We start from the raw sequence: 24683 nt of genomic DNA on the forward strand, positions 1-24683 counted from the left end.
GTCGTGGTTTCAGGGAGGATTGTAACGGTACCCGCCCCTGAATCCGCCTAAACTGAGGGATACCCTCAGGGAGATGATCAGGAAGAGATGAGGTGTGCATTCATGAAGAAGTATATTTTAATTGTGATGCTTGCCCTGATGGTTGCGGGCTGCGTCTCTGAGGATGGTAACTACACATACAATGAGGGTGTCCAGGACAGCAATGTGGACAATCCTGTTAATGATTCATGGACCAGCGACTCCCAGGATAAGGTTAACGATACTGCTGAGAAAAAATCCAGTTATGAGGCATCAGGCAGCTGTTACCATGTGGTTGACGGTGACACCATAGACGTTGAGGGCGTCGGGAGGATACGCCTGGTAGGGGTTAACACCCCTGAACGTGGACAGCCAGGCTACAGGGAGGCGAAGGACTTCGTGAAGTCCATGTGCCTTGGAAGAACAGTCCAGCTGGACATCGATGATGCTAAAAGACACGACAGGTATGGGAGGGTCCTTGCAGTTGTCTACGTCGACGGTGTCAACCTCAACAGGGAGCTTCTCAGGCGCGGCTATGCCGAGGTAATGTACATACCACCCTCTGAGTTTAACCCATATGGGTGGACATAACAAAAAATAATTTAATGTGGTTAAGATAAATCATCAATGACAGGTAACCAGAGGCAGGTTCGGCGATGTCAGATGTTGTGTTGATTGACATATTTGCAGGTGCGGGGGGGCTTACTGAAGGTTTCCTTCGGAGTGATTATACATTCGTTTCACATATTGAGATGGACAGGGATGCGATTCAGACACTGGAGACAAGGGGACTCTATCATCACCTGCAGAGCGATGGTGACCCCGAGGATTACACCGAATACGTTAATGGTGAGATAGGACGTGAAGAACTATTCAGAAGATATCCTGACTTTGACAGTGAACTGTACATGAACCTTGAACTCACAGAGGAAAACGTGGACAGGGTCATAGAGACCATCAGGTCAAAGATGAATGATATGGGGACAGTTTCTGTTGATGGCATAATAGGTGGGCCTCCATGTCAGGCGTACTCATATGCTGGCAGATCCCGGAAGAACATGGAAAAGGACAGGAGAAACTACCTCTACCTCCTGTACATTAAATTCCTGAAAGAATTCCAGCCGGAATTCTTTGTATTCGAGAACGTCCCCGGGATGAAGTCAGCGCAAAGGGGCCACATACTATCTGATTTCCAGAGGAAGGTAACAGACCTGGAATATAAACTTGACTTTGAAGTGCGTGATGCATATAACTTCGGGGTCCCTCAGAGGAGAAGGAGGATCATAGTCATCGGCCACCGCATGGAAGATAAAAGGATACAGTTTGATGAGGAGAGGTATGCCGGTACAGTGAATGACATCCTATGTGATCTGCCCGCCCTTGAACCCGGCCAGGGCACAGACGGGCCCCAGGAATATAGATCCAGACCATCACGCCTCCTGAATGAGATGGGTATAAGGACAGAGAATGATATTCTCCGACATCACCAGGCGCGAAGACACAACCCGCGGGACCGCGAAATTTACAGGAGAACAATTGACGCATGGAACTCAGAGAGGAGAAGATTAAAATATACAGAACTTCCACCGGAACTCAGGACACACAGGAACACCAGGAGCTTCCTTGACCGTTACAAGGTGGTTGCAGGGGACCTCCCCTATTCCCATACCATTGTCGCGCATATATCAAAGGATGGACACTACTACATCCACCCCGACAGAGAACAGGCCCGTTCTCTGACCGTAAGGGAAGCTGCAAGGATCCAGTCCTTCCCGGATAACTACATATTTGAAGGATCCATGACCTCAAAGTACCGGCAGATAGGAAACGCCGTGCCTCCACTAATGTCTGAGAAGATTGCCCGCAAACTTTATGAAATCTACAGGGGGGACCTCTGATTTCTGAAAAGGATCTGCTGCTTGATATTCATACCAGAATCTGCGAATGGGGAAAAAAGAATTTAAGGAAATTTCCCTGGCGCGAAAGAAGAGATGACTATGGAATTCTGCTGGCTGAAATAATGCTTCACAGAACACGCGCAGAACAGGTGCTTGAAATTTATGAAAACTTTGTTGAAAAATTTCCTGATTTTAAATCGGTGTGTGAAGCGGGACAGGAAACAATAGAAAAAGAAATGGAGTCCCTTGGTCTCAGATGGAGAGCCAGAAATCTCCATAAACTCGCATGTGAGATTGAAAGCAGACACGGGGGGGCTGTTCCAAAAAACAAAAATGATCTCCTTGAACTTCCAGGCATTGGGAACTACATTTCCTCGGCGTTTTTATGTTTTTCCAAAAATATTCCAGAACCCCTTCTGGACACGAACACCGTCAGAATCATTGGTAGATTGTTTGATCTTGAGATCAGTGATTCATCCCGCAGAAAAAAGGATTTTGAAACAGTAATGAGGAAAATTCTTGAATTTGGTGACTGCAGACACCTTTCACTATCGATGATCGATTTCGGAGAGGCTGTGTGCAGAGCTAGCGATCCCCTCTGCCATGAATGTCCCCTGAAACTATCATGCAACTTTTACAGGAGATGTTAGAATGAGAAAAACAATGATTGAAGAGGTAATAAAGGAGGTGCTGGGACCACGAAGTGGCCCTGAGGAATCCATTAAAGGGGACCCCTACGATGAGTATATAACCGGTGTTATCATCCCCGCCGGATGGAGTCCCGCCATAGAAATGGGTGCTGCTGACCCCGATTCTGAAAATGTGAATACAGACATTGTTTCATCAGGAGAGGATGATGATTCTGATTATGAAAGCTCTGTATTATCAGGACCATTCACACGGCCCAGATCATTTGGTATTTCATTCATGGCACCCGCCGGTGCAAAGGAAATGGATATCTGTGTCACGTGGGGTCGATACACCAGATCCGATGATGAGAAAATGTGGAAGAGAAAAGGCCATTTCTGCATCAAAAAATTTTCACTTGAGGAGGATAACACCCGTGAATGCATCTACCGGGAAGATGATGGCAGCATAACGATCAATGTTATGATCAGGGAGGACGGAAACCGTAAAAACGTTAGGGTGATTCTTGTAAATGAACTTAAGGTCGCTCGAAGTGCTTACAGACCTGAAACAGCCTCCTGCATTTTTCAGCCATCCATTCGCATTAACGTTGAAGACCGTCCGGAAACTTCAGATGCCCCTGATGACTACAGAGATGAGATGAATTTCATTTACAGAAACAGAAAGATTGATGTGATGGGAATTCAATGCTCTGCAGTATCAAAATCATGTGAATACTCACATAACCTCAATGAGTCTATTTTATGGCCTGATGGTCTTAATCTGGCTGAAAAATTCCCTGAAATTGAAAATTTCAGAACTCCTGACTTCAGAACAGAATTTGTACCTCTCTATCCCAGTCCGATGCCATCCTTTGATGTGGAAGGGGTTGATGAACTTTCTGCAGAGAAACTTTCAGAGGCATGGAATTCCAGTTCAATTTCAGAGATAGTGAACCCCCTCATAGATGCATATGAAAGGTGGATAGAATGCAATAAAGGAATCCAGAAGTCAATGGATGGCAAAAATAAAAAATTTGCATCCGGTATAATCAAAAAACAGGAAGAAGCGCTGAAAAGACTTAAAAATGGATTGGAAATCCTCATGGATAATGAGAAAGCAAGGCTCGCATTCTGTTTTGCAAACAGGGTCATATCACTTCAGCATCAGTGGAGCCGGCAGGGTGATGATTTCCTCTGGAGACCATTCCAGCTCGCATTTTTTCTCATGAACATCGAACCCATATTCAATCCTGAATCAGAATATCGTGATGTTCTGGATCTCCTCTGGATACCAACCGGGGGTGGGAAAACAGAGGCCTATCTTGCCATAATAGCATTTACGATGTCTCTTCGCCGTCTTAAAGGTTCCATCGGCTCAGAAAATATCCAGAGATGCTATGGAACAGCAGTTATATCAAGATACACCCTGCGCCTCCTCACCGTGCAGCAGTTCAGAAGGACCCTGAGAATGATAACAGCGGCGGAGTATCTGAGAGTTTTCATATGCGACAGCGGTCTCAGGGGATGGAGACCCTCCAACTGTGATATAAAAGAGGACTGGTTATATGGTTCTGTGAGGTTCTCCGCTGGCCTATGGGTAGGTGGCGCCGTGTCTCCACTTCATCTGAGAATAAATAAAGGGGCCATTGACATCATGACCTCCTCCGGGGATGGTGGGAATGAAAGTGAGCCGGCCCAGGTCATCAGGTGCCCCGCATGCAATTCATGGTTGAGTCTGCCGGATTCTTCAGAGAGCTCCCTGCCTGCCCATGATAACACAATAATCACCGTGGTCCAGAAAAAGAAGACAGACCTCAGCTTTGAGCCTTCAGAACTCAAAAAAATGTTTCCTGAAATCAGAGAAATCAGAACTTGCAGGGACAACCTCAGGGAGAACCATGAAACACTCATCATAAAATTTGATGAAAGAGATATGGACATCCCCCGGATATCAGAGATCATGAAAGAACTTGAGAATCACTTTGAGTTCTCATCACTGAGCTGGAGAAGACCCGGCTACTTTGGAAGCTCCTTTGATAAAGGGAGGAGGAAAAAGAAATATTCAGACTTTGAAATATGGTGTCCCAATCCGGACTGTCCTCTGAATAAGGATGTTGACTGGGCGGAGGGTGTTCCCTCAGATGAGGAATCGGAGTTTCCCGATGGAAATGCCAGAAGAAAGTTTGAGAGTCCTTTTATAGAAAACAGAAGAATTCCTGTTCCTGCCTACACTGTTGATGAACAGGTATACTCAAGGTGCCCCACAGTTATAATAAGCACTGCTGATAAGATTGCGAGACTCTCCTTTGAGCCAAAGGCAGCAGCCATCTTCGGAAATGTTGATAAATTCAACATATTTTATGGTTATCACAGGGATGGGCTATATCCCATAAACACGACAAAGAGTAGTGAAGCCCATGACACTGACGTGGAAGGGTTTCTGCCCCCTGAACTGATAATACAGGACGAACTCCACCTCCTTGACGGTCCCCTCGGAAGCATCTTTGGAATCTATGAGGCATCCGTGGAATCTCTCATATGGCGTGGAGGGCTGAGACCAAAATATCTTGCATCCACGGCAACGATAAACAACGCACATGATCAGGTCAGACTTCTCTTTGGAAGGGATCTGTTCCAGTTCCCGCCACACGGCCTTGAAATAGCAGACTCATTTTTTGTTAAGGAAGAGGATCCCGGTGATGCATGGGATGAACGGATTAGCGGAAGAATTTACATGGGAATCGCCGCACCCGGAAGAGGTCCGATAACTCCCCAGATAAGGCTATGGTCCCGTGTTCTCAAAACATCTGCGGAAAACACAGGCAACGAAGCCATCAGATATTACTGGACCGTTGTCGGATACTATAATTCCCTGAGGGAACTTGGAGGTGGGATTGCATTTTACAGGGAGGACGTTGTTGAGAGGTTAAAGGAGATTTCCGTGGATGATCCTCGTGATATAGATCCCGACCCGCTGGAACTTTCAAGCAGGATTGATTCAACTGCCCTGCCCCTTGTACTTGACAGAATAGAACGCGACGGAGAACAGCCGGGAGTCCCGGCATATGATGCCATTTTCACAACATCAATGTTCGGTACCGGTGTGGATGTGCCTCACCTTTCACTCATGATTGTCAGCGGTCAGCCAAAGACAACAGGATCCTACATTCAGGCCACAGGGAGGATCGGGCGAAGACGGGGAGGTCTTGTCCTGACATTTCTGAATGCTTCAAGACCCCGGGACATGAACCACTATGAAATGTTCATGAGGTATCATGCGAGAATTCATGAAAGCGTTGAATCTGTTTCAGTTTCACCCTATTCCGATGGGGCATTAAATAGAGCCCTTGGACCAGCGACCGTCGCATTTCTCAGAAACATGCCACTGGCCCGTGTTAACTGGACAGAAGAAGATGGTAAGGTCATATTATCCGGAGAATCCTCTGAAGATATTCATTATCTGCAGGAATCCCTCACAAACCGGCTTGATAAAATATTTAACAGAAAAGAGGATGTGGAAATAATTGAAAATTTCCTTGAAGAGTGCATCAAAAAATGGAGATCTGTTGCGGAAGAAGTCAATGAACTCCGATTTTCAGAGTACATAACCAGACAACACAACGTGGTCCTTGGCACTCCATCGCATGAATATAAAAACCTCAAGACAGTTTTCAGAAATGCTCCAAATTCACTGAGGGATATTGAGGAAACAACAGGTTTCAGGGTGTAAATATGATGAATAACGTGCAGCATCTTAGAAGATCCCAGTTCATATTCACCTATGGACCTGGAGCCATACTGGAGGGAAAGAACGGGCCCGTGATGATCCCTTCACTCAACGACGGCCTGGGAAACTATTTTGGAATAGAATATCTTGAGAAGTTTGAGATTAAGGATAGCAGGCTTTCAGAGTTTCTCCGGAAAAATAAAGAGATTGATGGAACCATACGGCTATTTTCACTGCCCACCAATGCCGCCCTCTCCCTTGATGAAAACCGTCACATCTACAATACATGGCGGTTTCCCCGCTGGAAAATATGCTATGGAAGAACAGAAGGGGGACACCAGAATCCCGTCCTTTATTATGAACGTGAAGGGAAAGGCTGCCCCATATGCGGGTCAAGGAATGCCTCAGCCACCCGATTTGTGGCTGCGTGTCCTGACGGACATCTTGATGATCTGCCATGGAAATATCTCGTTCACAGTAAAGAAACCGGGTGCAATCCAGAATACTTTCACTGGAAAATTGAGGGACCATCAATTGCGGATATAATAATTAAATGTCCGGAATGTGGACAATCATCTTCCATGAGATATATTTACAGAAAAAAATTCCGCTGCACAGGCAGACTTCCTGAAAGATCAGGGCTCCGTTCAAAGGAATCATGTGAACTTGAAATGAAGATTCTTCAGAGACAGTCAACCTCCCTCAGAATACCCGTAACACTGACCCTTCTGAAAATTCCCTATAAAACCAAACTGGATGAAATACTGGAGAACGATCCAGAATTCAGGGGTAACCTGCGCGGTATTATAAACCATGCAAATAAAGAAAATCTGCTTTCAGACGTTAAGCAGAACAAAAGAAAATATTATGACACCGTTAAAGGGAGTATTGAGGACATGGGTTACAGAAGATTCTGTGAACATGTAATGGGATTCAATAGCAGGATGATAGCAGATCCCCTTGGAGATGAATTCCGGGCCCTCAGAGAAATGCGAACATCTGAAACACTATCAGTGGGAGAGCCTGTGAAATTTTCTGTTGATTCTCAGATTACCCTCAAAATTGTTCCTGTTGAAAAATTGAAGCTTACAACTGCTCAGATTGGATACTACAGGAGCCCTTATCTTAAAAAGGACGAAAATTCAGAGATAATTCCGTCAAATATTGTGAGTACAGGTGAAAGGGAAGCAATTTCCGAGTCATGGTGGTATCCTGCGTTTGAGAGTATGGGAGAGGGTCTGTTCATAACAGCGGATAGAATAGCCCCGGAATCTTCATCCTTAAATGCGCTGCAGGAGTGGGATGAAAGAAAATTGATTCATGACGAAATTCTGAGACAGAACACACCTGTGAGTCCAGAATTTGTGTGGTGGCATACACTTTCACATTCCATTATACAGGCCCTCTCGTTATATGCAGGCTATTCATCACCCTCAATAAGAGAAAGAATTTACACAGACTCCGGAGGCGCCGGTGGCATTCTCCTTTATTCATCATCGATTGGAGATGATTGCAGTATGGGAGGTCTCTCTGGATGTGCTTCAGAATCAAAATTTAAGGAGATATGGAAAATAGCAATGAATAATATTGAATTCTGCTCCAACGATCCGATATGTCATCAGAATCGGATTTCAGATGGAAATTACAACGGATCCGCATGCCACCGCTGCCTGATGCTATCAGAGACATCATGTGAACACAGGAACAGGTGGCTGGATAGGCATGCTGTTCTTGGAGATTGAGGATCTGAACTGATCAGAAATGGTGGTGAATAGATGGAGCCTGCATATTACTATCATGATTATCCCGTGTGTCCAAACTGCAAAGAACCTGTGATCACAGGAGCTCCCCTGCTGATTGAGGATGATGGAACATTTAGGTGTTCCTCCTGCGACGCCTTTTTCAGTCCTGCGGTGCATCTTCCGGAAAATGAAGGGGTACATGAATTCCTGACGAAAAATCTGAAAGAACCTCCCAGTGAGGAACTGCCCCTTATCTGGCCCATAAAAAATAACGTGATTGAAAAATCATATCTCAGCTGGCTTCCCAATATCAGTGAAGGAAAGTACCTGATAACATGGCCATGGAGGAATATCAGGTTCCTCCCAGTTCTAATCTGCGAGTGCCTCAGGGTTAAAGGAGATGCCAAGATCGTTGTGATCGGTGAGATCAATACCGGTGAAAGTAAAAATGAGCTGGGTTTTCCTGACCCCTTTTCAGCGCTCGGAAGCCTCCAATACATTGAAGATATGTCTAAGATGGATTCAGGTGATCTCAGAAATCTTAGAAGATTATTAAAAATAGACAGAAAAAATGTATTCAAAAAGAAAAAAAAGATCCATTACAGAATAAAGGATTCAAAGAACAGACATACGACAGAAATATCAGTATACAGACCAGAAATGACCATTAGAAAATGCATAAACCGCATTTTAAAGTACTATAAGAATTTATATGGAATGAATGCTGTAAGGAGTATAACCCAGAAGGATGGGAAGGGTGGCAAAAAAATTAAAACCGTGAACGATGAAGGAATAATCGCTATAATCATTGAAGAAAGGGAAGAATGGACAGGAAAAAAACTCAGTTTTCCAGTATCTGACCTGTTTCAGGTAATGCTGAATTATGATGACTTAACACGATTCAAAGATCACTTTAAGTATGATTGCATAACAGATGTCAGGGATACATATACTTCAGACAGTTCCGTGGTTTTTATCTCACAGACCATGGAACCAGAAAACCTCTTTAGCATCGTTGAAGAATTCAACCCTGATGTCGTATTTTTCACAGATTCGGATTATTTCGTCAATGAAAGTCTTTTCAACGGGAGGCGGTGGCAGAAATTCAGAGAATTTATTCGTTCAACAGAACATGCTGTTCTGATGTTTTCACTCAGACCTGACAGCAGACATCTGTACAGAGACCTTAAGGACAGCTTCACATGGCACACCTGGGATTGCATACCCATTCTTGACATACTGACTGGAGATGAAGATCATTCAAGACCATCCCCATTTTCATCATCATTCAGTGAAATATCTGTCCCTGAGATTAATGCTGAGGTAGAGTACATCCATCTCAAGGAGATTGATAGAATAGAAGAAATCTCCGAAAAGATCCTGAAAATAGATAACAGTAAAAATGTGCGCCTTTATCTAAAATACCTTCCTCAGACACCTCTCAACCTCCGCGGACCACACCATTATTCAAATGGTGGCTGGGTAATTGATAACATTCTGAATCAAATTCTGGACACACCAATCTTTGACGAGGTGAAAAGCACATTCGAAGAGGTTTATTCCATTTCATCGGACCCACAGAGAAACCCCCTACTGAAATCCATGAAAGAAATCATTGAAGCGGAACTTTCAGGGGATGACAGAAAATCCATATTCATAGCTTTAAAATCATCGCGGGAAACAAAAAGTCTGAAAAAAACTTTTGAAATGAATGAAGAGAATCCCGATGTGCTTGATGCTGTTGATATATGCACATGGAATGATCTCCCCACCCACCATGATGAAGGTCCTTCAGTGGTAATAGCAACCTCATATCCACCCATCGGATACTCTATGAATGATACGGCTATAGAGAAATTTTACTTCATAGGAGGATCAACGGCCATTGAAAAAATAAAATCAATAGTTAATAACAGAATCACAGAACAGATTACAAAACCTCTTCACATTCCATCAAGAAACGAAAGAGCGCCCGAACTTCTCTTTGAGATTACAGAAAAAATTCATGTCCCTGAAACCGTTAAAGAGGATATCCTGGAATTTGAAAGATCCATTGAATCGGGATCACATTCGCAAATATTGAATTCGTATGGGAGAACCTCTAAAAAGCGTGCGAGAACAATAAGAGCAGGCACTGAATGTGTACTTGTGATCAATGAAATGAATAGTGGAATGTTCATACCTTCCCACAGGATTCTTTTCTTTAAGGATGAGACTGCCGACAGGATCGAACACATCAGAGCCGGTGATAAACCTGAAAATCTTCAGGAAAGGACTCTTTTACTGGATGAACACGGGTTCTATACATCATTCAAAGTCCTGTTCACAAGATTCATGATAGAAATTGCGCCGACCCTTAAAATAAAAAGTTCCTACTACACATGGAATGGCTTCGGGGAACTTGTGGATGACTCATATGAATGGCTCAGGAACATCCGAAATGCCATGAATAAAATTAGGGATACCCGTGGCTGGAATGAAAACAGGGCAAAGGATTATCTATCAGAGTATCTTGTTGAATATGATCTCAACGCCAGAAACCCCGATTATATAAGGGATCACTGGCTGTCGGATCCCGAGATCATAGTGACATCACAGGGTCATGTTCCGGTTTTTGAGGTCGAGCACCCCAGGGCAATTTCAGATGTTGAAAAAATATACAGGGCTCTGGATGAACTATCTCCTGAAATGCGTCTTGATGATGAAAAAGCAAGAAGATCATACATTGCGTCACGGACTCTTCAGAAGCTGAGAAGAAAATTTTTAACCGATAAAAAACAATCTCTGGCTCCCCGGTACCGCAGATTCCATGAAGAGCTCTGGAAAGAAATAAATTATGTCCTCAAACGTTCCGATAAATTTAAAATAAAACAGGCCAGAATTGTTAAGGTCAAAATAGATTCACCGTCGATGAAAATACTTCAAGATTATGAGAGGTACATCATATGATATTGGGACCCGGAGTCTTTACCATGTGCCCCCCTGAGGGTCCTCAGAATGAATGTTACCACAGCATGACCTATCATATCTCCCTTAAGACCATAGGGGGTCTGGAGAGGAACTTCATCTCAGCCAGGGGGGTCAAAGTCACCCTTTGAAAATTTTTTCAACTGTTACATCGACAATGGTCTTAAGGGGGTGGTAAACCTCTGGAAGCAGGTTAAGGTTCTCATCAACTATCCAGTCACCCCTGGGATCCCTCAGGATGTAGGCGATGAAACGGTATAATCCACTCCCTGTTTTCCTTTTGAACTCTTCAAGATTCTCAGAGAAGAAGAATATTTCAAAAACCTTCAGGTAATCTTTCCCCGGGTTCCAAGGGTTCCTGTTTCCACGTATCTCAGGCAGGTTCTCAGGGCCAGAGGAAAAGATCCCCCTTGACAGCCTGCTGTTTATCAGCTCGCTGAGTTATAACTTTACGTAAAGATCGAAATATAAAACTTTATATTGTATATAAAATAATTTAGTTCAATGTAGATTGCAAAAACCATGACCGGCTAAAAGAGGTATTGCCTTGAAAATAAAAAACTTGGAAGTCATTAAAAAAAATTTATACTTTTTAAGTCAGCTCTCTCGAGAGCAGCTTTACGTTAAGGTTAAGGAGGGGAATGTCCACTTTTTAAATACAAATAAAGAAAGGACAATTATAGCTGATTTTTCCATTAATGAAGTGAAAAATGAGGAGGAATTCTCATTTAAGCTTGGACCCCTATTTTATGACATCTTCTCCAGAATTGAAAAGGGAAGTGAGGCCTATCTTGATTTCAATAAAGATAAAGTGATATGCAATATTCTGTATGAAAATATAGAATTCAAAAGTGCTCTAAATTCTCAAAAAGGCGAATCTCTGGATTTCCCACCATACACTAAAGATAACACATTCAAAATTTCAGGAAGCAGACTATACCATGGACTCAACCTCCTTGCTAAATTCAAGAGTGATCTGAGACTACAGACAAAAAACGATGAACTGATAATAACAACCCAAAACCCAAATGGAAACATGGAGGTTAAAATACCCTCAGATATGGAATTAAAGGATAAGCCAGTCAAGGGATCCATATATGACTATGAGATAATTAAACATCTCCTCAATCCATCTAAAATTTCAAAGAAAGTTGATTTAAACCTGTCATGGAATGATAAGATTAACGATAATGTCCTTGTCGTCACATTTCACTCTAAAAACTCCGAAAACACGATTAAGTATCTATTTACTCCAAAGGGGAATCTACAGTGAACTATCCGAGATTCGCAGAGAAGGATTATATAGGTCTCAATGGGGTCTCCATGGAACAGTTAATTCATCCCCACTTCCAAGAATGGCAAGAATGGTTCCTGGACAAATATGAAGCCCCAACGGATAGAGTATGTGTATTCCTGCCATGTGCAGCCATAAAACCCTACTACAACTCACCCATCCACAAAGTGATCAACAGCGTTCTTGAGGAATACATGGAGGATATTCATAGGGTCGTGATCTCCAATGCAGGGGTCATCCCCTACGAACACTGTGACAAATATCCATTCGACTCTTATGACTGGAACCCACTGGCAGAAGATGAACACATACAAGAGGAGTACTACAATGTTACAAGGCAGAGAATTGAGGACTATCTCTCAAGACACTCCTACAAGGCCCACGTATCATACCTCCGGAACAGATCCCTATCATTCAGGGCCCTAAGGGATGCCTGCAAAGATCTAAAAATACAGCTCTACTACAGCGAACTAAACGAAGAAATACCCCACGGAAAAGACACGGATCTGGTGTTGACATACGATGAAAACCTGGAAAGATTATCAGAGATACTGGAGGGTCTTCTATGAAATACTGGGCAGGCGAGACTCCAAATAACTCACTTAAACTGAAACATAACTATGTGATGGACAGTGTTATCAACTACTATCATCTAGAAGACCCCGAAATAGAATATGAGTATAATAAACTTTTCCTTGATAACGGAGCCTTCAGCGCCCTTAAAAATTCTCAAAAGAGCATTCTAGAGGAAGAGCGGGTCCTCAACGTCCAAGAGAAGTTAAAACCAGAATACACCGTTCCACTGGATTATCCATTCACTCCGGGGATGGACAAGGTTGTGATGCAGAAAAGATGGAATAAAACCGCTGAGAACATTGAGTACTGGATTGATGTTACAGACCTTAATCTTGTACCCGCACTCCATGCATGGGACCGCACCAGCCTACAGGATAATATACGATTACTCTACCGGAAGGACCAGGATTATATCTCGATGGGGAGTATTCTGACCACCGCAGACGAATTTAATGGTTTCTTTGGGGACAGACAGCCATCAAAGAACCTCATCGACTCCATCATAACGACAAAACAGATATGTGACCAGTACGACCTTGACATACACATATTCGGCTTTGGTTCTTCTCCAATAATGTATCATATAGGTGCATTTATCGGAATTAAAAGTACAGACTCCATAGGATACAAAAGAAAGGCCGCCTATGGGAAAATCATCCTCCCGCAGACAGGTGAACGCTACTGTGGAAATGGAGAAGCAAAGTTCGGGAACTTAAGGAAAAAAGGGGGTGTTGCTTCAAGTTACCTGACAGAAGATGAACTTCAAAAACTGAGCCAGTGCAAATGTCCAGTCTGCAGAGAACAGCCAGCGGACGGATCCTTGAGGTGGGAAAACCTTAGGGATGACTGGGTTAAAAGAGCCTACCACAATAAATGGGTGATGGAACATGAAGAGGATCTTTCAAGAATTTATAATGATGATAAAGAATCATACTTGAAATTCCTTGATGAAACCATTGGAAAATCTGGTTTAGGACATCTATGGGAATACACTAAAAGAAGGCTCACACATTACAAAATAGATTTATTATACTGAGGGGGGTAATCATGACAGCGGTCACATGGACATGGTTGTACTACAGCTCCTTCATTGAAGATCTTGAGAAGACGCTTAGTTTTCTGATGAAATATAATTCAGAAAAAGGTTTGGCCATTAAGAGCGATTTTCAGACTATACTGCCAAAAAAAGAAAATCGAGAGTCTATTCTTCAGCTGATGAAAGAACTCAATCTTGTAGATATAACACCGTCCAGAAGAACCTCACGTTATGGTATAACAGAAGAGGGAAGACTTTATCTCCAATCAGAAAACAGACCTAAATGTTTACACAGACTACTGTACAAACATGTATTACATTATTCCTATTTTTACAACTATATCCTTGAAAATGAATTTTATCAGTTCTCAAAGCTTCAAATAATAGAAAAGATGGTCTTAAATTCATCATATGACTTCGGAGTACGTATTTTCGACTGGAAATCTGCAGAAAACGTACTGAAGATTATGGTTGACATCGGGGTCCTCTCCCTCGACGAGGAGAATAATAGCTACTCTGTAAATAAAGAATATCAAACCGAGTTCAATCATAAGGTCTTTGAGGAATTAATAATTGATAAATTAAGTTCAGATACACAAATGTTCACAAAGGAGTTATGTTCCTACCTCCTCTCTCGTGAAAGTGAGTTTATTAATTCAGATGATGAACCGACCGTTCGAATGATTTACAAGCATCTACTAAGAGTTAATGAAAGCAGAGATATCCTAAAATTTATACCCGGACTTCCAAGACCACCCATACCATCCAAACATACTCTTGTAGAATTGAGGAGGGGATGAATTATGCAGAAAACCCGCGAAGCACTCCCGAATCCCTTTCCACAGTTAGGAACACCTGGAGAAAAGATCAGGATAAAGCCTGTTGGATATGACAGGGAAATTAAAGAGATAAAAGAGCTCTTATTGCCAAATATAGGAAAACAACCCCTCATGATAAATATTTATGGTGAATATGGCCAGGGAAAAACTACTTTCCTTAAGTTTCTTGAGGAGAAGTTTAATGGAAGCCTTCCTGACTCATGGGCAGATTTTCTTGTTGATAGGCTTGACATCAGTAAATTCCCTCCTCTTGAAGAATTCCTGTTAGAAAAACAAAGGGAAGCTGAAGAAAAAGGCAAAGAGGGCATTATAATTATTTTAGATGAAATGCAGCACATATCCACTGAGGGAGCTTTAACCCAGAATCAGAAAGACTTTCTTAATTCTTTAAGAAAATTTGCTGATGACAATATTAATGGGGTTAGAAACAGTTTATTTACGCTCGTATTGGCTATGCATCCCGAAACAGAGAAATTCTTTAAGGACTATGGTTATTATGACGTTGAACAGCGCAGAGGGACCTTCAAATTAGTTCTTCGTGACATTGATTATTTCACTGCTCATGAGATGGTCAATGAATATTTCAAACAGATGCATAAGATAGATGAGTCTGTAGAACCATCCTTCAAAGACTATTTTGATGAAGCATTTATCAACGCATTTTACATATTAAGCCAGGACGTTGAGTCTAGGGTTAATGGAATTAGAAGACTGAATGGTCGCACATTCGCACAGATTTTCTTTGTGCTCTTTGAAGAATACAACAGAAAAGGCTCTAAACTAGAGTTTGAAGACCTTAAATCAATACTCCTGGGCGATAAATCATTAAAATTTAAGGATTATCCTCTGCAGATTAATCGTGAAGCTTATCATGATATTCTCAACTTTGCAGAAAGTGAAGAGCTGAAGAAAATAGTGGATCAAATGCTCTTTAATCCCAGATGGTATTTCGAAAAAGAAGAAAAAAAGCACTGGCTCCGAATGATCTCACAAAGGGGCATAATTACAGAAAGAGAATCCATAGTCGTTGATCCCGATGAAATAGCAAAATATGAGAAAATTGAAAAAGAAAGGATTTATCTAGATGGTGAAAAGTGGCTCGTATTTACAGATTTCTTAACAGCTGAACAAAAAGAGTCGCTGCTAGAAAATCACGAACCAGAGAAGGTTTACAGATTGTCAGAAGAGTATCTTGAAGAGATTTATGGATTTAAATATGAATATGATGGATCAGACGGGTCATCGAGAGCGTTAAGGGAATATTTTAAGTTAGAACCTTCCCATAAAGTGGATAAAATCCTTGAAAAAATAACGGAAAACTTAGAGTTTAATATTAGTAAGTGCAAGCAAGGCCCCTCCTACAAATTTGCTGAAGGCACCTATAATGTCCTTGGAAGGATAAATTATAATCTGGGGATTTTCTATTATGCTGAAGGTTACAATAGAGACGATTTCAAAGAATATGTGGAGAACGTGATAAAAAACGTCGAAGATTCAGAGCATGATTTTGTCGTTGTTCTTGTATGTCCATATTCTAAAATTCCTCCAATAAAAGAGAATCTAAAAATAAGAAAAATGGAAAACCGTATTTTCATTGAAGAGTTAAGCTCAGACTCCTTGAGAGAAATTCTGGAGGATGACATAGAGGGCTTGAAAAACATAATTAGGGAGTCTATGAAAATATACGTTAAGGAAGCCTTTGAAAAGGGATTCACCCTACCCTTAACAGGTTTTAAAGAAAAAATACAGAACAAACCCAGTTTATTAAGAAATAAATTTGTAGATGAGGTGGGTAGAGCCTGGAGTATAGAGCTTCAGGCGTCAGATCCAACTAAATCAGAAATTCTAGATTCCAAGACTAAGGCCATTGATGGTGATGGTAAATTACTAGATCTCGCCAGAAACTCCCTCAAGGAATTCATAAAGCTTGATGAAGATGACATTATCAGGGGCTGTGAATTTTCACGGTATGAAAAAAGATTTTTAGAGCTCTTCGATATTGAAAAAGATGCAATTAGTAAAAATGAAATTGAATCCTCAATGAAAAAGTATTTTTCAAGTTATTCAAGATTTTCAATTCCAGATTTCATAGGAAGAATACTTGAAAAGAAAAATATACTAGAAATCCATGGTGATTTATACAAAATAAAAAAACCTGATGATTACTTACAGAGAATTGTTGATATACTGGACTGGTCTCTTATAACCCTCGTTTCAAGAAATGATATTCTAACACAGGAAAAAATTTCCAGTTTAAAAATTATAGTTGAGGAATTGAAAGAAAAACCCTCCACTGACATCACCTGGACAGACATCGCAACCTATAATACAAAATTAGATTCAATAGCAAGATTTTTAGAGGAGAAAACAGAACAACTTGATATTCAGCATATTAAAGAAAAGCTGAATCTATTGAAAAAATGCCTCGACAAAAGATTTTTAGACTTAGACATAAGTGATATAGAATTTTCAGAGCCCCCCAAAAATCCTGTTATTGAGAAATACTTTGCTGAAACAGGAAAATCTAAAATTGACTTTGATAGTTTGGTTAGTTTTATAAATGAAGAAATAAAGGAACCAATAAGTTTTAACCAAAGGGTCATGAATGATATAAAGTCTATTCTGACTTCAATACACGAAATAGACAGCTCATACGAATCAATCGTCACTCCACTCTTTAAAAGGTTGGAAAATCTGAAAATGGATCTTGAAGCTCCGCGAATAGAGAAATTGATGGATTATGAATATGGCCCTAGCTACTCTTCAAGCCAGATTAAAAAGGCTGAAGAGATATTAGAAAGTTTCAATCAATTCCTTGAACCTTATTTCAAATCCCTTGAAAGCTTAAATGAACTTTATCCAGAACTGAGAGATGTATTTGATTATATAGAAGGTCATTCGGATTATATGGAAGACCTCAAAATTGATCCTGACGAAGAGGAAGTCAGGATAAAAAGGCTTGCTAAAAATGAGTTTAATCTGTGTGAACCATATCTTCGTCACATTTTAAAAGAATATGAAGATCTGAAAGAGAGAATAGATCTGAGGATTAAATATACAAAACTTCACGAATTCTTCGAAGGTCTGGGTCTCCATGAAAATGTTACTGAAGATGAATTAAAGGTTAAAATTGAAGAAAAAAAAGAGGATTTCGATGAATTTAAGCACCTCTCCACTGATGAGATAACTCAAAAATTTCTTAGAGCAGAACTTCTCAAGAAAATTACAATCAAAACAGAATATTATGACAAAGGGGATCAACGCATAGAAGAAATGGTTAAATATAAAAGAAATATAGGAGGTGCATCAACATGACACTCAACCTTTTTCCCATTTATAAAGAAGATGTAAACAATGAAATCCTGATATGTCCCCTCAAGCACCCCCTTATAAACTACGAGTGGAGCAAAATCTCTATCACCCTTGATGATGGCAAGTACACTGACATCCCGACAATTGGTGAAATCTCAGATAAAGTTGCAAATTCATCAATAATCTACTTAAAAGATTTGCCAGTTGGTTTCAAGGATCAGAACAACAACACGGTAACACAGGTACTCCTGCATGAATCAAACATAAATAAAGAACCCTATAAATCAATAAAAAAGTGTTTAACAGAAGAAGTGGAAGCCGGTTTAGAGCAATTCGTGAATAAACTCAAAGATGATGGTGACTTCAGCAATAATGTAGTGAGATACATTTTTGAAAAAGATAAAAGCAGGTTAAAGGGTACCGGCTTTGAAAATAATATAGATGATCTCCTTAAACAATCAAAGAAAAACAGAGATAAACTCACAAAAGAGTATCCGCCTCTGAGATTTATCATCAACCTTCTAAATACGGATTAAAATATTATAAGTGAATTAAATGGTCTTTGAAACAGAAATAGAGGGTTTTATAACGGCCATCCAAAGAGAAAGGTTTGTTGAAATAGAAAACCTTAGAAAAATCTTTAAAGAAATGAAAAAGGACATTGAAACTAATAAAGAGGATTTAACCTGTGACATAGATAGACCAGATAAAGAGTCCCTAAAAAGTAATGTCGTGGCCGTGGATGGGAGCAGCTACCAGGAACAACATGACTCCATTTCAATAAATATCGCCACAGCTTATATCTATTCCAATAATGAGGGGAAGGAAAAATATTTGCCCAATATTAAAATTGTGCCTCCATACTATGCTAGTTTAATTAACTCTGTTGATATGAAAACCCTTGAATACAAGATTGTCCTGGACCTTCTAAAGGATGGGATAATTGAAAGACCCGACCTAATCCTCCTCGATGGCTCCATCTGTTTTCCTGATGAAGCACTTTCATATCACATCGAAAATGTTCCTTTCATGAGAAAGAGTTATGAAGAACATAAATCCACTGTAAATGAATTTTATGAGTTCATATTAAGGAAGGATATACCAACAGTTGCCATCAGTAAAGACCCCACCGCTAACAAATACTTTGGTTCTCTTTATAAATCAACAAGGTCACCATCCCCCAATGACGAAATAGATTCTTCAAGATCCATTGGTTCAAATCTCATGAAAAACATTGGGAAGGAGGGAATGTACAATTTTATATCTGAAAATTCCTTCATAAAAAAATTGATGCGTGATGATTCCTTCAAAAGGACAAAATACCTTGAGATTACAAGGGCCTTAAGGAACGAAATCCCGGCAGAAATGTTAAGGGGAGAAATCTGCGGGTTTTATATGAAAACGGTCAGGGAACAAAGGCCCTTCTTTGTCGAAATCCCCTCTAAATTTATTGGTAGAATTGACGAAATAACAAGAATTTTATCTGCATTTAGTTACTATTCCCTTAGACAAGGGTACCCATTCCCGCTCTATGCTGCCCATAAGAAAGTCGAGCTTAAAAAGAAGTACTGTCGTAACATAGCCACCATACTCAGGAACATTGCATCAAAGGAATTTAAAGGAGATTATACCTTAATCTTTGAGGAAAAGTTCCATGACAGACTATAGGTGTCCAGAATGAATGAATTTAAAGGAACAGTATTTGAAACGGTATCTTCAATAAGGATTAAATTTTCAACTAAACCCGGTGAAACTGTCAGTACTGGGTCTCTAGTTGAGATAAAGGACTCTGATGGAAAAAAATATCTGGGAAGAGTTATAGGTATTCAGAGAAAAAATTATCTGATTGACCAGGATGGTGCAGTTCAGCTTTCATCTCTTTTTTCTGAAAACGAAAATTTAGACCCTGATGACATAGGTATACGTGGCGAATTTGATGACTTCATAATATGTGAAGTTGAAATAATAGGTAACAGAGAACACAGCAACTTTTTTATAAGACCAAAAGAACCCTTTAAAATTGGGACAAAGGTATACAAGGCAAGTCCTGAATTCCTGAATAAACAGTTAGAACCAAAAACAAATTCCATAGAAATAGGCTATTTCAGGGACAATGAAGACGTACCAATCCACATTGATTTGAACGAACTCATCTCAAAGCATTTCTCTGTACTTGCAATGACTGGAAGCGGCAAATCATGGACTATAAGTGTTATAATAGAGTCCATCGCAAAAAAATATGACATACCCATACTGATATTTGATCCCCATGGCGAATATAGTTCCCTCAAGGTTGCAAAGAGTGGAGAGGGTGAAAAAATAGCCAGAAAGACCAGAATTTTTGTTGCCGCAGATGAATACACAAAGAAACGTTCGGATGAACTTTTTGAAAATAAATTCAATGTTAACAGAAACAGTGAATCCCTCTATTTCAACATGACCGATTTTGAGACATACCAGATCATTCACCTTTTAAGGAGTCTTTATGAATTATCTGAAGCACAGAGCAGGATTTTACAGGCTGGTTGGGCTGAAATAACCAATGAGCCTGAACTAAAGGACACAACTGATATTGATGCCATAATTGACAAATTAAAGGTTGTTGGTGAGTCAACAACCCAAGGTCCTTCTGCCATGAAGATACTTAGCACCAAACTGAAAATGCTATATGACTCATTACCCTACATTAAGAAATCCACTGACCAGAAAATCATAGAAGAAGATGAAATTGTGAAAAAGGGTCAAATTTCAGTTATAGATATTTCGGGAATAGAAGAAATACAGCAGCAAGCTCTTGTTGCAATACTATCCTCAAGGATACTCAAAGAAAGAATGAAAGGGAAGATTCCTCCACTTCTTCTCATACTAGAGGAGGCACACAGGTATATACCCTCCGGAGCAGTCAACACCGCTTCAAAGCCTACAATTAAGAGGGTTGCGCAGGAGGGCCGTAAGTTTTTAATGGGTATGGGAATTGTAAGCCAAAGACCAAGCAGACTGGATGATGATGTGCTTTCACAATGCAATAACCAGATAATAATGAGATTAACAAATCCAAACGATCAGAACTACGTCAAAAAGGTTTCTGAGTGGATTTCTGAAGCAGATGTGGATGAAATAAGGAGCATGGCGCCTGGTGAAGCATTTATATTTGGAAGTGCCGTTCCACTCTCCCTTCCAATGAGAATAAAAACTAAAAGATTAACTGAACATGGCGGCTACACTCCAGATATAGTGGACGAACTTGAGAACTTCTAACGATGAAATTCCATAACCTCCAAATAATAGAAAACAAGGATGAAATCCTTTCATGTCAGAAAAATCTATTTGATATACTGGTTGGGAGGGCCACTGAAGAAATATCTGGAAAGGTTTTTGCTGGTCGTCCCGTTGAAGGCACCATGTACTGGATCTCAGATCTTGGGATATGGTACATGTATAGATTTGTTAAAGAAAGTCGCCACTGGAATGCTTTTGGAACAGACAAGCCATCAACTGAGAAAAGTAATACGATCATATGTGAAATAAATTCACCACCAGATGGTATTGACCGGAGGATTGCAGGTGCCTTTGCTCGTGATCCCCATGGAAACGGTTACCTCATACACAGAGGTAAACTGGGGGGAAACTACAGTAAAAGAACATTTGAGGAGAACTACCAAGGTGAATGGACAACAGTCATTGACGGTGATCGGGAAGAAAAGGTTGTGGTCATAGGAAAAATTGATGAAACCCTCCCGGAGAAAATAAGGGACTTTGTATATGAGATCTCGAGGATAAAGGCCATGAAAGCCGATTTTAATCTTGAAGAAAATTTTAAGAAAGAAACAGGTCTCTACCAGCATCCTGGCAGAGGAAAGGGGACAGGCTTTTACCAGTATCTGCAGCTCCGTGGTTATTACTTCAGCCCTGAAATCGTTGAGAACTTCCTCCTATCACTCAAGGTCAAACCCTTTGTGATACTGACCGGTAACTCAGGTACCGGTAAAACAAAACTCGCACAGCTCTACGGCCAGTACATCTCCACAGATAAAACCCGATACCTCGTTGTCCCCGTGGGTGCCAACTGGACCGAGACGAGACACATCTTCGGCTACCTCAACATCATGACAGGGAAATACCAGAGCACCCCAGCCCTCGACTTCATCATGAGCGCCGATAAAGATCCTGATAACCCCCACATCCTTATACTCGATGAAATGAACCTGTCACACGTAGAACGCTACTTCTCGGATTTCCTCTCAGCCATCGAGAGCGGTGAACCCGTCCCACTCCATGATGACCCTGAATGCGATTTTCCATCCAAAATAAAGATACCTGAGAACCTCATGGTTGTTGGCACAGTCAATGTGGATGAGACCACCTACATGTTCTCACCAAAGGTACTTGACCGGGCAAACACCATAGAATTCGAGACACTGAAGCCCAGGAAATATCTTGAAGGAGACCCCCATGACCAGGGACCCGCAGGGAACACGGAATTCCTTGAAAACATCATGGAATATAACCCGGAACAGCTGAAGGTGCTTAGGGATGACCTCCACATGATATGGGATGAACTTGTGGAGGAACTTGACTTCTTCCATGAAACCCTCAGGGGTCCGGGATTCGACTTCGGATTCAGGGTGACACTGGAGATCCTCAGATTCATGCATGCAGCCTGGATCTACGAGAAGAAACCCGCAAGGTGGGAAAACTGGGAGCGTTACATGGACGCCCAGATCAAACAGAAGATCCTCCCCAAGATCCATGGCCCTGAAAGGCTCCTCAGGGATACCCTGGAGGAACTCAGGAAACACTGCAGGGACAGGTTCCCTGAATCAGAGAAGAAGCTCGAGGAGATGCAGAACACACTGAAAACCCAGCGCTACGCTTCATTCATCAGGTAGTGATCACCGATGGACCAGGAGATAATCATAGAGTTCCAGGCCGGCACCCTCAGGATAAATGGTGGTCCAGCCAGCAGGGAGGTGCCCCCGAGGAAAGTTGAGGTCAGCGGATACCCTGTGAGGCTCATAAATGTCCCCCTCGTTGACAGGCCCGGCCTGAATCCCATTGAACACTGCCCATACTATGATAACCTCAGTGAGATAATGCTCCTCGAGGAAACCGAATACCAGGTACTCTTTGAAGCCAGGGAATCCCTGAAGGATGTGGAGGTCATCCCCCATACAGATGAACTCTTCACGAGGATCCGGTTCAAACTCGGGGATAGCCTGGCCGGGATACTCAACTTCAGAAGCTACGCAGGTAAATCCTTCATCGGTATTGAAACACCCTATGGACGTGAAGAGATACCCGTCGAGGTGAGGTCAAAGAAGATAAACTACCATGAACAGTACCCTGCAATGCTGGCAGATCTATCAGATGAGATATCCTCCCTCATACTCGAGGCCAGCTCATCCATATTCCAGACATTCACCCCATCAGGTGAGGATGATAAGACACTCTACGAGGATTTCCTTTTACTCGAGTACCTCTTCAGACCCGAGAACCTCCCTGCTGCAGCTGAACACATAAACCACAGTTTCTATTCTGGCCTCGAACGTGAAATCACGGTGATACCCGCAGGCCTGGCCTCAGTGGTGGACCCCGATGGGATGGTGGGGGTCCTCTCTGAACCGGCCAGCTTTGATGGTGATGGAACCCTCAGGGTCCTCCCACAGCTGAACCTGCGGGAGACGCCTGACACTCCCGAGAACCGCTTCTACAGGTACTTCCTGGAATCAGTGGAGGAAAAGATACTCTCGCTCCATGAATCAGCCCCTGAGGGTTACATCAGGGACTCCCTGGAGGGTTTCCTTGATGAGGTGAACCTCCTCCTGTCTGCAGGGTGGCTGAAGGATGTGGGTGACATCCAGGCCCTCCCCATGAACTCACAGGTCCTCCAGAAGAGGGAGGGCTACAGGGACGTTCTCAGGTACTTCTTCATGCTTGACCTTGCACTCAGGTTCACCTGGGATGAGCTGCAGGACAGTATAAGGGGCTTTGAGAGGAGACTCAGTGAACTCTACGAGTACTGGTGCTACTTCAGGATACTCAGGATCCTTGAGGACATAACCGGGCAGAGGGTTGACCCCGGGGACATATTCGTCAGGGAGGGCTGGAAGGTGAGGCTGAGGACCGGCAACTCCATATTCAGGTTCAGGATGGATGACACCGGGATAGCCCTCTCCTACAATGGAAGGTTCAGAAGGAACACCCGCTGCAGGTCCTATTCACTCCCATTCAGGCCCGACTACTCCATACTGGTGGATGTGGGTGAGTGCACCTACTTCATACACCTGGATGCAAAGTACCGGTCCATGGTAAGGCCCGATGACTTCCATGAGAACATCGAGGTGAGGGACGCTGAGGAGGAACTTGACAGGAAGTTCAGGGATGGTGACGTTTACAAGATGCACACCTACAAGGATGCGATACTCCACAGTGTGGGTGCCTACATACTCTACCCCGGCGATAGAGATATTGTATTTGCAGAGGGAGCCGGTGACGTGCCATCTGTGGGCGCCTTTCCACTGAGGCCCGGTGAGTCCGCCGGGGACGAGAGGAAGCTGCGTGATTTCATTAAAAGGGCTATCCTGAATATAATCGAAGAAAAATAGCTGGTACTGAGATTACCCCTAAAACCTTTTTTACATCTCA

At 41.9% G+C, this 24683-nt stretch carries 16 protein-coding genes; all 16 read left to right on the forward strand.

Going from position 1 to position 24683, the window contains the following annotated elements:
- The first annotated feature begins 102 nt into the window (after window positions 1-102).
- The gene (locus tca_RS02245; protein WP_143485739.1) at window positions 103-609 is read left to right on the forward strand and encodes a thermonuclease family protein; all 507 of its coding nucleotides are present in this window, start codon (window positions 103-105) and stop codon (window positions 607-609) included.
- A 65-nt stretch (window positions 610-674) separates the two neighbouring features.
- On the forward strand, window positions 675-1916 hold the full coding sequence (locus tca_RS02250; protein WP_010876134.1) for a DNA cytosine methyltransferase: 1242 nt from the start codon (window positions 675-677) through the stop codon (window positions 1914-1916).
- A gap of 122 nt (window positions 1917-2038) precedes the next feature.
- Window positions 2039-2566, forward strand: a complete 528-nt coding sequence (locus tca_RS02255; RefSeq protein WP_010876135.1) for an endonuclease III-like protein — start codon at window positions 2039-2041, stop codon at window positions 2564-2566.
- 1 nt (window position 2567) lies between these two features.
- Complete coding sequence (gene drmA, locus tca_RS02260) at window positions 2568-6275, forward strand: DISARM system helicase DrmA (RefSeq protein WP_010876136.1); 3708 nt, start codon at window positions 2568-2570, stop codon at window positions 6273-6275.
- 5 nt (window positions 6276-6280) lie between these two features.
- Entirely contained in the window at window positions 6281-8014 is a 1734-nt protein-coding gene (gene drmB / locus tca_RS02265; protein ID WP_238374275.1) for a DUF1998 domain-containing protein, read from the forward strand.
- Between the two features lie 33 nt (window positions 8015-8047).
- Window positions 8048-10963: a hypothetical protein gene (locus tca_RS02270; RefSeq protein ID WP_286709070.1), complete on the forward strand. Its 2916-nt coding sequence runs from the start codon at window positions 8048-8050 to the stop codon at window positions 10961-10963.
- A gap of 565 nt (window positions 10964-11528) precedes the next feature.
- Entirely contained in the window at window positions 11529-12254 is a 726-nt protein-coding gene (locus tca_RS02275; RefSeq protein WP_286709071.1) for a hypothetical protein, read from the forward strand.
- Window positions 12255-12304: 50 nt separating this feature from the next.
- Entirely contained in the window at window positions 12305-12844 is a 540-nt protein-coding gene (locus tca_RS02280) for a DUF5591 domain-containing protein (RefSeq protein ID WP_286709072.1), read from the forward strand.
- The gene (locus tca_RS02285; protein ID WP_286709073.1) at window positions 12841-13887 is read left to right on the forward strand and encodes a hypothetical protein; all 1047 of its coding nucleotides are present in this window, start codon (window positions 12841-12843) and stop codon (window positions 13885-13887) included. The genes tca_RS02280 and tca_RS02285 overlap by 4 nt, the downstream gene beginning before the upstream one ends.
- Window positions 13888-13898: 11 nt before the next feature.
- Window positions 13899-14687 (forward strand): hypothetical protein, encoded by a 789-nt coding sequence (locus tca_RS02290; RefSeq protein WP_286709074.1) that lies wholly within the window; start codon window positions 13899-13901, stop codon window positions 14685-14687.
- A gap of 3 nt (window positions 14688-14690) precedes the next feature.
- On the forward strand, window positions 14691-18041 hold the full coding sequence (locus tca_RS02295; protein ID WP_286709075.1) for an ATP-binding protein: 3351 nt from the start codon (window positions 14691-14693) through the stop codon (window positions 18039-18041).
- Window positions 18038-18574, forward strand: a complete 537-nt coding sequence (locus tag tca_RS02300) for a hypothetical protein (RefSeq protein WP_286709076.1) — start codon at window positions 18038-18040, stop codon at window positions 18572-18574. Before tca_RS02295 ends, tca_RS02300 begins: the two co-directional genes overlap by 4 nt.
- Window positions 18575-18593: 19 nt before the next feature.
- Entirely contained in the window at window positions 18594-19706 is a 1113-nt protein-coding gene (locus tca_RS02305) for a DNA double-strand break repair nuclease NurA (RefSeq protein WP_286709077.1), read from the forward strand.
- 9 nt (window positions 19707-19715) lie between these two features.
- A complete protein-coding gene (locus tag tca_RS02310; RefSeq protein ID WP_286709078.1) occupies window positions 19716-21296 on the forward strand; it encodes an ATP-binding protein in 1581 nt (526 codons plus the stop codon).
- Window positions 21297-21439: 143 nt separating this feature from the next.
- The gene (locus tca_RS02315) at window positions 21440-22927 is read left to right on the forward strand and encodes an McrB family protein (protein ID WP_286709079.1); all 1488 of its coding nucleotides are present in this window, start codon (window positions 21440-21442) and stop codon (window positions 22925-22927) included.
- Window positions 22928-22936: 9 nt separating this feature from the next.
- Window positions 22937-24643: a DUF2357 domain-containing protein gene (locus tag tca_RS02320; RefSeq protein ID WP_286709080.1), complete on the forward strand. Its 1707-nt coding sequence runs from the start codon at window positions 22937-22939 to the stop codon at window positions 24641-24643.
- Window positions 24644-24683: the final 40 nt, after the last annotated feature.

Origin of the sequence: Methanothermobacter sp. EMTCatA1 (genome assembly GCF_002356395.1) — an archaeon.
GTDB lineage: Archaea > Methanobacteriota > Methanobacteria > Methanobacteriales > Methanothermobacteraceae > Methanothermobacter > Methanothermobacter thermautotrophicus.